Origin of the sequence: Bacillus sp. SRB3LM, assembly GCF_015712745.1 — a bacterium.
Classification (GTDB): Bacteria; Bacillota; Bacilli; order Bacillales; family Bacillaceae_G; genus Bacillus_A; species Bacillus_A thuringiensis_K.
In genome coordinates this window covers 842716-856362 of the sequence record NZ_VWVQ01000103.1, presented here as the reverse complement: position 1 = coordinate 856362, position 13647 = coordinate 842716, and the positions used below count along the sequence as shown (strand labels likewise).

Genomic DNA, 13647 nt, shown 5'->3' with positions numbered 1-13647 from the left:
TCTTTCAAAACTTTCATTTTCTAGGATCCGAAGCATTACCATACAAATAACCTTTCAGTTACTTTCCCTTAACTTCCATTAGCATTATAAAGTAACAGAAATGAGGTACCTATGAAAATATTGCTCAAACAAGCCATTGTATACCCTATTACATCTCAAAAGTTTCAAGGAGATGTACTCGTTACAGGAGAGCGAATTACCGAGGTCAAACCTTTTATTCAACCTACTCAAGATATGACCGTTATAGATGCACGAGCACTCCATCTCTTACCTGGCTTTATTGATGTCCATACTCACCTTGGTCTCTATGATGAAGGCACTGGTTGGGCTGGAAATGATGCCAATGAAACATCTGAAGTTTCAACACCACATATTCGTTCTTTAGATGGAATCCACCCTTTGGATATCGCCTTTCAAGACGCTGTACAAAACGGAATTACAACCGTTCACGTTATGCCTGGCAGTCAAAATATTATCGGGGGGACTACTTGTGTAATAAAAACAGCTGGAACTTGTATTGATCATATGATTATTCAAGAACCTGCTGGTTTAAAGATTGCCTTTGGAGAAAATCCTAAAAAAGTCCATAGTAATGGAACAAAAGAATCCATTACACGTATGGGGATTATGGGGTTACTTCGGGAATCATTCTATGAAGCACAACACTACGGGCACGAAGCTGATTTTCGAATGCTTCCTATTTTAAAAGCATTACGTCGTGAAATACCCGTACGTATCCACGCTCACCGAGCAGATGATATTAGTTCTGCGCTACGCTTTGCAACGGAATTCAACCTCGATCTACGTATTGAACATTGTACAGAAGGACACTTTCTTGTTGAAGAGCTTTCGAAACATAATTTGAAGGTTTCAGTTGGTCCCACTCTGACACGTCGTTCTAAAATCGAACTAAAAAACAAGACATGGGATACTTACCATATATTATCTAAAAATGGTGTGGAAGTTTCTATAACAACAGATCATCCTTATACACCCATTCAATATTTAAATATTTGTGCCGCTGTCGCAGTAAGAGAAGGATTAGACGAGAAAACAGCACTAGAAGGAATCACCATATTCCCAGCGCGAAATTTGCGTTTAGAGGATAGACTTGGAAGCATCGAGGTTGGAAAAGACGCCGATCTCGTGTTATGGACTCATCATCCTTTCCATTATTTAGCCAAGCCTGTACTAACTATGATTGATGGAAAAATAATTTACAAAAAAAATAAAAAAAACTAGTTTATTTTTTTGACTAGATAAAGTATTATACGATTATAAACTGAATGAAACCATAATCAATTTGTGTCGTGATTATCATTTTCAAATTGATGAATGGGGAAGGCAAATGGTGCGCCACCAGCGTTAGAAACTGGTTCTAGTGGGTTCGATTCCCACCCCGAAATTTTTTAAAGATTGATATAAAAATTTCGAGGGTGGGGTGTTTTTTCGTCATGCTACCCTCGTGTGAGGAGGAGTTAGTATGTTGAAAAAACGCGACTTACACGACAGCCACGTTCTATACGAGTTAATGGTGGATCCAGCTGTCTTCCCTTTTGTGCGTCAAAAGGCTTATTCTTATGAAGAATATTTATTCTTAACAAAACAAACGATTGAAGCTGAAGAGCGTGGTGAATTAATTTCACGCACAATTTTAGATGAATGGGGTAACCCTATCGGAACAATTACTTTATTTGATGTGCAAGAAAAAGCTGGATTTCTCGGGACATGGCTTGGCAAACCATACCATGGAAAAGGCTATAATAAATTGGCAAAAGATTCATTTTTTAGTGAACTTTTCTATGAATTAGATATTGAAACAATTTTCATGCGTATTCGTAAAATAAATATTCGTTCTATTAAAGCTGCAGAAAAACTGCAATATGTGAATCTAGCAAACGAAACAAGAAAAGCCGTATATGATGAAATTAACGCAAACGAAGAAGTATATAACTTATATGAAATTCCAAAAGATCAATACACACTTGCTACAATGCGAGATACAACCTTCCAAGATGCTCATCAATTAAAAGAAGCATAATCTAAATTTTCTGAAATGATAATCAATCATTAACATTTTCCATATGCGTATATCCCCTCATGTCTTTGGAAACGATAAATAGTAACTTTAAGACACGAGGTGATTTGTAATGGATAAAAAGAAACGTGATAAAGCAAAAAACACATTATCTAGTACACAAGAAGTTCTCTATCAACGCGAATTTCAAAAAGCAGATCGTGCAGCAGGATATCGCTCGAAAAGCATTTAAAGTGAAAATGAATAATTAGAAGTTTCCCCCCTAATTATTCATTTTCATTACATAATTTTCTCGATTGATAGAAGTAAGCAAAAAAGCCCCTTATACATAAGGGGCTTTTTTTGCTGTGGACAACTTTATCCACAAAACCAACAGAATTGTTAGTAATTTTCAAAAACATTTAATATTTTTCTATATTAAAGCATATATCAGCTGTTTTAATTGTGGATATTTTTCTAAAAATTGTGGACAATGTGGATATAGTTGTTAATATTCCGACTTTACTGTTTAATGAAAGCGTAATCCTTTTGTGGATAACTGGCTGAATTTTCTTTGAAAATAATAAAGAACCCTCTTTACATATACAAAGAGGGTTTCATATTAAGTAAAAGATTGTGCAAGAGCAGGTGATTTAATAGGTATATGACGCGGTTCTGCATGATTTTCTGCCAAAATTGCATCTACAATATGACCAGCTGGCTCTGGAAGATAGATGCTTTTCATTGCTTCTTTCATTTGAAGAAGCTTCACATCATCTTGTAATAATGCCTCTGTTTTAGCAAAAACCTCACTATCATCGCGAATGACAACTGCTGCTCCCTTTCTTTCAAAGTACATCGCATTTTCATTTTCTTGTCCTGGAACAGGCTTATATAAAATGACAGGTACTTGCAACGCTGCTGCTTCACTTAATGTTATTCCGCCTGGCTTCGTAATCATACAAGAAGTAACACGGAATAATTCATCAATATTTTCAACATACCCAAACACTTTTAATGCATCGGAATTTTGCTTCTGTAAACTTAATAAATCCTGTTTTAAAGCTTCATTTTTTCCACAAACGACAACTACTTGTAAATTAGGCACTGACATAAATGATTGGCATAGTTCTTTTACATTTCCTAATACTCCATGAGCACCTGCTACAATTAGTAAAATCTTTTTGTTCTCACATAACTGATATTTATTATATATGATTTCTGGATTTACCTTTAACTCAAAACTACTCCGAATTGGAATTCCTGTTTCAACAATTTGTTCCGCAGGTACACCGATATCAACCATCAATTCTTTCACGTGATCCGTTGCAACAAAATAACGATCTACTTCTCGATGAATCCATATTTTGTGCACGCAAAAATCCGTTAATACGTTATAGACAGGAATTGAAATACCTGTTTGTTTCTTCAATTCTGGTACAGCGATAATTGGAAATGTATTAATTACAATATCTGGTTTCTCCACCTGTAACAGTGTTTTCAAACGTTTTCTTCCAAAGTTCGCATACCAAGATGCTATTTTCTTATCATAAATTTTTTCTACCCCGTAATAAAACAAACGATATAATTCTTTTCCTATTGTATAACTTTTTAAATATAGATATTTTGTAATGTCAGTTATAAATGGATGTGATTCTCCAAACAAGTCGCATACAATAACATCTTCAATTCCTTTTTGGCGAAATGTTTGTTCTAATGTTTTTGCTACTTGCACATGACCATTACCGTAATGTGCAGTTAATATTAAAACCTTGGGGTTTTTTATCAAACAAATCCACTCCTAGCTTTTTGTTTCTCCATATTGCATATACGACAATAGGAAAAACATTTTCCTTAAAAATTACATAAACAGATTCTAATAATTCCCTTTCAGCTATGTACCTGTCGTGGATATGCAAAGCATATAAGATTGACCCCTTAATCCTATCTGTGCTCATATCTTTACATTATACTTTCCTATAAGAGCTTTCGCAATAACTTACAAATGTTCTCTATTCCATGATACTCACTCTTTTACTTCTTAATTCTTTTTACTATTTTGATTTCCCTTTACAATTATGTAAATTTCTCCACTTATTCCTTACAAAATTATGGATATTCTACTTTCAGTATACTCTTTTATCAATATATACTCTAGATTTTATTGTAAAGAAAGCAAAAAGCCTAATCCAATATTTGGATTAGACCGCTTGTAAAATATGTTTAGCATGTTCTAAATTTTTCTCAGTAGGTGGTTCTACATTTGCGAGTGGGTACTTGTGTCCAAGCGCCTCCCATTTATATACACCAAGCTTATGATATGGTAACACTTCAACTTTTTGAACATTAGACAGGCTTTGAATAAAGCTAGATAGTTTTTGTAGATCCTCTTCATTATCCGTAACACCAGGGACTAATACGTGTCGTACCCAAATCGGTTTATTCTTATCCGATAAATAACGAGCAAATTGTAAAATATGTTCATTTGGTTTCCCTGTTAATTTACGATGCTTTTTGGAATCGATATGTTTCAGATCCAATAAAACTAAATCTGTATAATCCATTAAAATATCTAGCTTATTTTGGAATTCTGGTTCTTCAGAATAACAACCACCAGAAGAGTCAATTGTTGTATAGATACCAGCCTCTTTACACTTTTTAAACAACTCAATTAAAAAGTCTAGCTGTAATAATGGCTCTCCACCGCTAACTGTTATACCGCCTCCGGAAGCTTCAATAAATGGAAGGTAACATGTCACATCCTGCATCACTTCTTCAACTGTTATTTCTTTACCTTTACCGATTTCCCACGTATCAGCATTATGACAATATTGACAACGTAATAAACACCCTTGTGTAAATATGACATAACGAATCCCTGGGCCATCAACAGTACCACAAGACTCTACAGAATGTATTCTTCCTTTTACCATGTTACTTCCTCCTTTATTGAAACAGCCTCCCTTCGCTATATATTAAGAACGAAGGGACACTTTTTTTCATTTACATGCTTTCATGCATTGTACGGTTAATTACATCAATTTGTTGTTCACGAGTTAATTTAATAAAGTTTACAGCATAACCAGATACACGAATTGTTAATTGTGGATACTTCTCAGGATGTTCCATTGCATCCATTAATGTTTCACGGTTAAATACGTTAATATTTAAGTGGTGGCCTTCTTTTACTGCATAGCCATCAAGCATTGATACTAAGTTACGTACTTGTACATCATCTTCTTTACCAAGTGCTTTCGGAATAATAGAGAATGTATTAGAAATACCATCTTGTGCATCTTTATATGGTAATTTAGCCACAGATAATAATGAAGCTAATGCACCTTTTGTATCACGTCCATGCATTGGGTTCGCACCTGGTGCAAATGGTTCTCCAGTACGGCGGCCATCTGGAGTATTACCAGTTTTCTTACCATATACAACGTTAGATGTGATTGTTAAGATTGACATTGTATGAACAGAGTTTCTGTATGTTTTATGTTTACGAAGTTTATTCATAAATGTTTTTACAAGATTTACAGCAATCTCATCTACACGATCATCATTGTTACCGTATTTAGGGAAATCTCCTTCAATCTCGAAGTCAACTGCAATACCATTTTCATCACGAATTGGTTTTACTTTTGCGTATTTAATTGCACTTAATGAATCTGCCACTACAGATAGACCCGCGATACCTGTTGCCATTGTACGAAGAACATTTGTATCATGAAGTGCCATTTCAATACGTTCGTAGCTATATTTATCATGCATGTAATGAATAACATTTAATGTGTTTAAATACAGGCCTGCTAACCATTCCATTGTCATATCAAACTTATGCATAACTTCTTCATAATCTAATACTTCAGAAGTAATCGGTGCGTACTCAGGACCAACTTGTGCTTTAGATTTTTCATCTTTACCACCGTTAATCGCATATAGTAATGCTTTTGCTAAGTTTGCACGTGCGCCGAAGAATTGCATTTGTTTACCAATTCTCATTGCAGATACACAGCAAGCAATTCCGTAGTCATCGCCGTAATCAGCACGCATAATGTCATCATTTTCATATTGAATTGCTGATGTTTTAATAGACATTTTTGCACAGTAGTTTTTAAAGTTTTGTGGTAATTGTTTAGACCAAAGAACTGTTAAGTTTGGTTCTGGAGCTGGTCCTAAATTATCTAATGTATGCAAGAAACGGAATGAGTTCTTTGTTACTAATGAACGACCATCTAATGCCATACCACCGATAGACTCAGTTACCCAAGTTGGGTCACCAGAGAATAATTCATTATAATCAGGTGTTCTTGCAAATTTCACAAGACGTAATTTCATAATGAAGTGATCCACAATTTCTTGTACTTCTTCTTCTGTTAAAGTACCATTTGCTAAATCTCTTTCAATATAAATATCTAAGAATGTAGAAGTACGTCCAAGACTCATTGCAGCTCCGTTTTGCTCTTTAATTGCTGCAAGATATGCGAAGTATAACCATTGGAATGCTTCTTGCGTATTTGTTGCTGGCTTAGAAATATCAAAACCATGAGCAGCAGCCATTTGTTTTAACTCTTGAAGTGCACGCATTTGCTCAGATAACTCTTCGCGTAAACGCATTGTCTCTTCGCTCATTACACCGCCAGTTAAATTTAAATCAGCTTTTTTCGCTTCAATTAAATGATCTACCCCATATAATGCTACACGACGGTAGTCACCGATAATACGTCCACGCCCGTATGCATCTGGAAGACCAGTAATAACACCTGATTTACGAGCAGCTCTCATTTCTGATGTATAAGCATCGAATACACCTTGGTTATGAGTCTTTCTCCAATCTCTAAAAATACGACTAAGTTCTTTATCCATTTCGTATCCGTAAGATTCACAAGCTTGTTCCGCCATACGAATACCACCATATGGTTGTAAAGAACGTTTAAATGGTTTATCAGTTTGGAAACCGACTACTTTTTCAATATCTTTATTTAAATATCCTGGTTCATGTGATGTAATAGAAGAAACGATTTTTGTATCCATATCAAGAACGCCACCGTTTTCACGTTCTTTTGTTGTTAAATCCATTACTTGATCCCAAAGTTGTTTCGTTGCTTCAGTTGCTCCCGCTAAGAAAGATTCATCTCCTTCGTAAACGTTTACATTATTTAAAATGAAATCGCGAACATCAATCTCAGCTTTCCATTTTTCACCTTTAAAGTTTTCCCATGCGTTTTTAACATTTTCTAATACTTGAGTCATCCTAATCTCCTCCATTTTTGATTAGTACAGGACTAAGATTTTTTATATAACAGCTTACACACTTAGAATACTACTTTTTTGCGAAAGTGAACGAAACAGTTGTGACATGTTTGTGAAATATTGAGCAAACTACTATATGTATAGTGTTAACTTCACTTAAAAGTCTTTATAATTAACCCTTTCCTTAATTGTATTTTTTTGGTACCCTTATATACGAGTCCTATTTTGTAATATAAGAACAATACCCATTATAGAGCTGTAATACTCTTATCTCCTAATCTGTTATAGTTTTTATAACAGAACAAAAAAGTGTACATATGTTGTACACTTTTTTTGTTACTACTCTAAAACATCTCTTTTTCTATTGCCGTCATAGAATCCGCCACGATTGTCTATTAATGCAATTATTTGCTCTAGTCCCTCTATATGATCACCTATAATTCGAAGTACAGCTGGAGGGTGACCTATTTTTGCGAAATGTTCACTGGGACGAATACGGTTCATCTTATCAACCTCAACACGATATACACATGCAATTTCAAATCCAGAAAGAAGAGCCTTCACTTGTGCTACACAAGGTGACAATAAAGATTTATACCCAATTGCTTTCAAACACTTTTGGCTAAATGCATTAGGTACCGCAATAAGTGATCCTACCCCTAAATCCTTTCTATCACAAGCTAAATTTAATGCATATTTAAATGCAGTTACAAGATGAAGCGGTACTCTTAAATCTAAATAATGATTTAGATCATTTAATGCGACATCCATTCCATCTGCAATAGCTTTTGCGAAAGGATATAGTTCCCTAGCCGGGATAACAAAGTCACCGTCTATAAACAACACAATATCGCCTTTTGCAAAGTAAGTTCCAAGTGAACGCCCTACATCGTTTCCAAGTGCTTCTTTATATACAATTGTTGTTGCTCCCTTTTCTTTTGCAATCGTTGCGGTTTGATCAGACGAGCCATTTACTACAACGATAATTTCAAAAGGTTCAATTTTTCGAAGTTCATCTATAACATTTCCAATTGTTTTCTCTTCATCTTGTACAGGAATAATGACTGATAATTGCTTTCCTTTATACAATTTAGATGTAATGCCCCATCCTTGATAAAAATCTTCGAAATCTAGAGTATGATAGACACTATCCCTTTTCCTATTTCCATCATAATATCCTCCGCGCTCATCACTACCTACTATTCGCTCCGCTACAGCTTCTATATGATCACCTATCATCCGTTTTTCAGATTGCGACAGACCCGTGCCATATGCAGCATGCTCGGTCGGCCGAAATTTATTTGGCGTAATAACGTCAATTGCACAATGCCGACTAATTCTCCATTCACTTTGAACTAGGCGTAAATGAGCGACAATAGGATTAACAAAGCTTTCATATCCAATGCTTTGAACGACTTCTTTCGTCAACGCATGAGGTGCATCTAATAAGGAATCAATTTTTAATTCTTCACGCTCTAACATTGCATTTAATATTTGGCGCCATACTGTAATAGAATTGGGTTTTTGCCTTTTTAAAAATAATGCATCCAAGTTATTTAAAACGATGTCGGTCTGATCATGTAAAATCGGATTCAGGAATAATTGTAATTTGGAAGTTTGAATAGCAAAATCACCATCTATAAATAGTAATACATCACCTATCGCGTGTTTTGCGCCAACCGCACGGCCAACATCGTTCCCTAGTAGCTCCGTATGCTTGATTACTTTACACCCTAAACGATCAGCAACCTCTTCTGTACCATCGTTACAACCGTTTGCTACTACAATAATCTCTATTGGATTTAATCCTTTTGCCGATTGGATAACATCTGAAATCGTTTCAACTTCATTACATACAGGTATAATGACCGATAGTGACTTAGCCATTATTTTCTTCACGGAACCACTTAATAGTTTCTTTCAATCCTTCTTCCCACGTTACTTCTGCTTGAAACTGAACAAGTTCTCTTAATTTCGCAACATCCGGTCTTCTATTTGGAATTTCTTCAAATCCATGTGGGTATACCTCTTCGAAAGGAACTTGGACAATTTTCGAAGAAGATTTCGTTAGTTTTTTAATTACTTCTGCTACTTCTTTTATACTCTTTTCATTCTCAGAACCTATGTTAATAATTTCACCATTTACCTTTTCATCCATCGCTCGAATCGTTGCCTCTACCGCATCACTTACATACGTAAAACAACGTGTCTGCTCTCCATCTCCATATACGAGAATGTCTTCTCCTTGCAGTGCCGCACTAATAAATCGCGGGATTACCCCTGCATACGGACCATCTTTCGCTCTTGGACCATAAATATTAAAATAACGAACAATCGTTACCGGTAAACCTTCTAATGCGTATCCTAAACATAATGTTTCTTCTAATGTTTTACACACTGCATAACTCCAGCGTATTTTAGAAGTTGCCCCGTATAATCGATCTCCCTCTTCAGAGAAAGGCGGCTTGGCCTTACCATATACTTCTGAAGTAGAAGCAAAAACTACTTTCTTCTTTCCTTTTAACGCTGCTTGTAAAATATTTCTCGTCCCATCAAAATTCGTTTCTATGAGCTCTATACTTTTTTCCATTGTTGTTTTCACACCTAAAATTGCTGCTAAATGAAACACGACATCATGCTGATCTACTAATTCATAAATAGAATTTTTATCTAAAACACTTATTGGAATAACACGGATTTCTTTCATTAACTCTTTATGATACTTATTTTTACCTTTATAAAAGTTATCCACAACAGTGACCTCATAACCTCTTCTCATCAACTCTTCAGCTAAATGCGACCCGATAAATCCGGCCCCACCTGTAATTAAACATTTCTTACTCATTTACTCACCTTCTTTACGATCCCGCGTGTATCTATTACTTGATCCATTCCTTTAAAAAGCTTCCAATCAATATTTGAATGATCCGTTAAAATTAAAATACAATCCGCTTTTTTAACTTTTTCTTCATCTAAAGAAACAGATTGGTACACCTTATCTCCCATTTCCGCGGAAGAAATATAAGGATCATGATATTCTATCTCGTATCCTTTATTTCTTAATAACTGAATAATCGGTAACGCTGGTGATTCTCTCAAATCATTTACATCTTTTTTATACGCAATCCCTACAATTAACACCGTTGCAGGTGATTGCACCACACTTTTTACTTTCCGGACTATTTTCTCTGGCATTTCTTCATTAATCACATGTGCAGCCTCAATTAATTGACTAATTTCCCCATTCTTTTTTATTCTCCATTGGAAATATAAAGGATCTACTGGAATACAATGTCCTCCTATTCCTGGTCCTGGCCAATATGGGGTAAATCCAAATGGTTTTGTAGATGCGGCTTCAAGCGCCTCATAAAAATCAATTCCTAAACTTTCACATAGTGTGTTTAACTCATTTACTAAGGAAATATTGACTAGGCGCTGAATATTTTCAAATAACTTACACATTTCCGCTACTTTTGGAGAACTAACTGGAACAACTACATCAAATGTAGTGCTATACAACTCCTGTACTTTTTGTTTACACTTTTCTGTTTGTCCACTAATAACTTTTGGAATAACTTGAACTGAATATTGACTATTTGCTGGATCAATTCTCTCAGGGGAATATCCGATATAGAAATCTTCACCTACCTTTTTACCATTTTGAGAAATAATAGGTAGGATGACTTCTTCAAGTGTGCCTGGATATGTGGAGCTTTCAAAAATGAAGGTTTGTCCTTTTTGAAGGTTTTGTTGTATATAATGCGAAGCTGAAATGAGGGCACTTAAGTCTGGTTCTCTTTGTTCATTAATTGGAGTCGGGACAGTGACAATAACATAATCACTATTTTGAAAATCAGCAATGCCTTGATCCGGTGTATTTACTGTTAATTTTTTTTGGGTCAATAAACTTTGTAACTCTTTAGAAGAAACATCCGGAATATAACTTTCTCCTTTTATAATTGAATCTATTTTTCTAATATCTTTATCTAATCCAAGTACTGTATGCCCTCTTTCTGCAAAATGTACTGCTAAAGGAAGGCCAACATACCCTAACCCAATAATAGCTACTTTACTACTATTCATTTGTATTCTCTTCTTCCCTTCTCAATTGTTGAATTATATCTCTATCTCTATCTCCATCAGTAAAGCCACCGCGTTCGTCCGTACGTTGTAATAAATACGCAATCGCCTCAATTTGATCACCGAAAATACGATCAAATGCTGAAATACGTCCATTTACAAATTCGTGTTGCTCTGGACGTACTCGATTTGTTTTTATAACATCTACTAACTCTACTGCTGTAATAGAGAATCCTTCTAAAATAGCTTTCACTTGTGCTAATGGCGGAATGATAAGGGAGTCATATCCTATTTTCTCTATTACCTTCTTATGAATGGCATGTGGTACAGCAGTTAGTGAGTTATTCCATAAATCTGGTCTTTTCGCTACCAAATTCAAAAAGTATTTTCCCATACTAATTGGATCTGCTGGATGAAACATATCTAATAAGCATTGTAAATCATTTAACACCACGTCATTTCCATCTTCAACAGCATGTAAAAATGGAGTGAGTTTTTTTGCTGGAATAACAAAATCACCATCAACGAATAAACAAATATCTGCCGTAGCATGCATGGCCCCTATTGCTCGTGCTACATTATGTCCAAGCGCCTTCGTAAATTCAACAACAATAACATTCTCTAGCTTTGCCTGTTTAACAGTCTCAACATCTGCTCCATTCGCGACAACTATAATTTCATCTACACCTGCTTCTTTCACTTCTTGTATAACAGACCTTATAGTTGTTTTCTCTTCTGATACCGGGATAATGGCACTATATTTCGCTTTTTTCTTTTGTAATAAAACTGGTTTATACTTTCCTACAAACTCTCTATCTCTATTGTCCTCTGAAAAATCACCGCGATTACCGTATGTTTCAATTACGTATTGTAAAGCACGCAAATGATCACCCATAATACGACTAGTCGCTTTCGGATAAGGAGAGCCAGGTGATGTGCCCGTATGGACAGGACGAACTTTATTTGTGTAAATGACATCAACTGAAGCCATATCAGAAATATCTACTCCTCTAGACATCGCCATCGCTTGAAATAGTGCTGGATCCGCTAAATTCCACCATCCTAGTTTTTCAATCACTTCACGACTTATCGCATGTGGTATCGCAATTAAAGATCCTACAACAAACTCTTTTTTGTTCAAATAACGGTTTAACATATATTTTCCAACCGTCGTATAATGCGGTCTCATCTTCAAATAAACGGACCATGTTAAATTATTTAAAACAATCTCATGTCCTTGCTGTATTCCTTTAATAAAATTGTATAATTCTTCACTTTTCATGACGATATCGCCATCTAAAAATAAAACAATTTCACCTTTTGCTTCTCTAGCACCAATTGCCCGTCCCACATCATTACCAAGGGAATATCTATAATAAATCACACGGCAATTATGCTGTAGCGCTATTTCTTTCGTACCATCTGTCGATCCATTATCTACTATGATAATTTCATATGGTTCGAGCTTTCTTACTTCTATTAAAACTTTTGATAAAGTACTTGCTTCATTATGCACTGGAATCACAACTGACACTCTCATACTTGCATCACTCTTACCCTTCCAAGCGAACATAAGCAATAATAGGAATACGTACAACTACATCTTCTGGTGGTCCATAAGAAGGAGAAGTACGAACAATTACTGCCCCATCCGTCACAGATAAAAGAACGCCTGCAATGATTTCTACAGCTGTCACAACTTGCACTAGTTCCCCAACATGGTTACGTAATTCATCAGTAAATAACATATATAACTCTCCTTTCTTACGCTTCTTTAATTGATATAATACTTGTAAATGGTAATAAAACTTCTGTTCCTATTCCTTCTCGCAGTGTTAAGAAATCATCTCCAACCGCTACAATCACACCCGTTAACTGTCCAACTGTCACAGTAATTTCTACGTTTTTACCCAAATACTGCTCTGCAATTTCTTTAAATGGTGATGTATTACATTCTTTTAAAATGTTACAAATAATAGATTGAAATCTACTTGATTCAATAAATTCCTCTGTAGCTTGCTTAGAATTTCTTTGAATAAATCTCGCGAAGTTTTGTGAAAATAAAAGTCTTTCCACAGCAGGTAATAACTTATTATCTAAAAAATAATCTAATTGCCTATTAAACAATCTCGATAATTTATGCCAATATTTTCTGAACAGACACATACACTTCTCCTCCTATTATTTTTAGATTATAAAATTTCACATCCATACATCTTAATGTATACAAAATAGATATTTTTGTGATAGGTAAGACATACATTTTCTAAAAGAAATATTTGGTTCAAGGCATAAAA

At 35.1% G+C, this 13647-nt stretch carries 12 protein-coding genes; 3 read left to right on the top strand and 9 right to left on the bottom strand.

Annotated features, from left to right (window positions below; genetic code table 11):
- Window positions 1-111 precede the first annotated feature (111 nt).
- From F3I02_RS31475 to F3I02_RS31465, 3 genes are all read left to right on the top strand, one after another.
- On the top strand, window positions 112-1242 hold the full coding sequence (locus F3I02_RS31475) for an amidohydrolase (protein ID WP_196478769.1): 1131 nt from the start codon (window positions 112-114) through the stop codon (window positions 1240-1242).
- Window positions 1243-1483: 241 nt separating this feature from the next.
- Window positions 1484-2041, top strand: a complete 558-nt coding sequence (locus tag F3I02_RS31470; RefSeq protein WP_000914737.1) for a GNAT family N-acetyltransferase — start codon at window positions 1484-1486, stop codon at window positions 2039-2041.
- 109 nt (window positions 2042-2150) lie between these two features.
- On the top strand, window positions 2151-2270 hold the full coding sequence (locus F3I02_RS31465; protein WP_000358482.1) for a YfhE family protein: 120 nt from the start codon (window positions 2151-2153) through the stop codon (window positions 2268-2270).
- A 369-nt stretch (window positions 2271-2639) separates the two neighbouring features.
- Here F3I02_RS31465 and F3I02_RS31460 read toward each other — a convergent pair whose 3' ends face one another.
- The 9 genes from F3I02_RS31460 to F3I02_RS31420 all read right to left on the bottom strand — a co-directional run bounded on the left by F3I02_RS31460 (window position 2640) and on the right by F3I02_RS31420 (window position 13516).
- Entirely contained in the window at window positions 2640-3806 is a 1167-nt protein-coding gene (locus F3I02_RS31460; RefSeq protein ID WP_000594687.1) for a diglucosyl diacylglycerol synthase, read from the bottom strand.
- 412 nt (window positions 3807-4218) lie between these two features.
- A complete protein-coding gene (pflA, locus tag F3I02_RS31455; RefSeq protein WP_196478768.1) occupies window positions 4219-4950 on the bottom strand; it encodes a pyruvate formate-lyase-activating protein in 732 nt (243 codons plus the stop codon).
- A 70-nt stretch (window positions 4951-5020) separates the two neighbouring features.
- Window positions 5021-7270 carry a formate C-acetyltransferase gene (gene pflB / locus F3I02_RS31450; protein ID WP_000195482.1) on the bottom strand — a complete coding sequence of 750 codons (2250 nt, stop codon included), beginning with the start codon at window positions 7268-7270 and terminating at the stop codon, window positions 5021-5023.
- Between the two features lie 339 nt (window positions 7271-7609).
- Window positions 7610-9157, bottom strand: a complete 1548-nt coding sequence (locus F3I02_RS31445; protein ID WP_002163837.1) for a glycosyltransferase family 2 protein — start codon at window positions 9155-9157, stop codon at window positions 7610-7612.
- Window positions 9150-10115, bottom strand: a complete 966-nt coding sequence (locus F3I02_RS31440) for an NAD-dependent epimerase/dehydratase family protein (RefSeq protein WP_000037019.1) — start codon at window positions 10113-10115, stop codon at window positions 9150-9152. Before F3I02_RS31440 ends, F3I02_RS31445 begins: the two co-directional genes overlap by 8 nt.
- Window positions 10112-11353, bottom strand: a complete 1242-nt coding sequence (locus tag F3I02_RS31435; protein ID WP_131251281.1) for a nucleotide sugar dehydrogenase — start codon at window positions 11351-11353, stop codon at window positions 10112-10114. The genes F3I02_RS31440 and F3I02_RS31435 overlap by 4 nt, the downstream gene beginning before the upstream one ends.
- Window positions 11346-12890, bottom strand: a complete 1545-nt coding sequence (locus F3I02_RS31430; protein WP_001266454.1) for a glycosyltransferase family 2 protein — start codon at window positions 12888-12890, stop codon at window positions 11346-11348. Before F3I02_RS31430 ends, F3I02_RS31435 begins: the two co-directional genes overlap by 8 nt.
- Window positions 12891-12903: 13 nt before the next feature.
- The gene (locus F3I02_RS31425; protein ID WP_000899469.1) at window positions 12904-13098 is read right to left on the bottom strand and encodes an LSm family protein; all 195 of its coding nucleotides are present in this window, start codon (window positions 13096-13098) and stop codon (window positions 12904-12906) included.
- A gap of 16 nt (window positions 13099-13114) precedes the next feature.
- On the bottom strand, window positions 13115-13516 hold the full coding sequence (locus tag F3I02_RS31420) for an LSm family protein (RefSeq protein ID WP_000335529.1): 402 nt from the start codon (window positions 13514-13516) through the stop codon (window positions 13115-13117).
- Window positions 13517-13647 lie beyond the last annotated feature (131 nt).

What these genes read in the sequence shown, in the direction of transcription:
- pflA (WP_196478768.1), bottom strand. Translation starts at nt 4,950, where the DNA reads ATGGTAAAAGGAAGAATACATTCTGTAGAGTCTTGTGGTACTGTTGAT.
- F3I02_RS31445 (WP_002163837.1), bottom strand. Translation starts at nt 9,157, where the DNA reads ATGGCTAAGTCACTATCGGTCATTATACCTGTATGTAATGAAGTTGAA.
- pflB (WP_000195482.1), bottom strand. Translation starts at nt 7,270, where the DNA reads ATGACTCAAGTATTAGAAAATGTTAAAAACGCATGGGAAAACTTTAAA.
- F3I02_RS31425 (WP_000899469.1), bottom strand. Translation starts at nt 13,098, where the DNA reads ATGTTATTTACTGATGAATTACGTAACCATGTTGGGGAACTAGTGCAA.
- F3I02_RS31465 (WP_000358482.1), top strand. Translation starts at nt 2,151, where the DNA reads ATGGATAAAAAGAAACGTGATAAAGCAAAAAACACATTATCTAGTACA.
- F3I02_RS31470 (WP_000914737.1), top strand. Translation starts at nt 1,484, where the DNA reads ATGTTGAAAAAACGCGACTTACACGACAGCCACGTTCTATACGAGTTA.
- F3I02_RS31420 (WP_000335529.1), bottom strand. Translation starts at nt 13,516, where the DNA reads ATGTGTCTGTTCAGAAAATATTGGCATAAATTATCGAGATTGTTTAAT.
- F3I02_RS31440 (WP_000037019.1), bottom strand. Translation starts at nt 10,115, where the DNA reads ATGAGTAAGAAATGTTTAATTACAGGTGGGGCCGGATTTATCGGGTCG.
- F3I02_RS31430 (WP_001266454.1), bottom strand. Translation starts at nt 12,890, where the DNA reads ATGAGAGTGTCAGTTGTGATTCCAGTGCATAATGAAGCAAGTACTTTA.
- F3I02_RS31435 (WP_131251281.1), bottom strand. Translation starts at nt 11,353, where the DNA reads ATGAATAGTAGTAAAGTAGCTATTATTGGGTTAGGGTATGTTGGCCTT.
- F3I02_RS31475 (WP_196478769.1), top strand. Translation starts at nt 112, where the DNA reads ATGAAAATATTGCTCAAACAAGCCATTGTATACCCTATTACATCTCAA.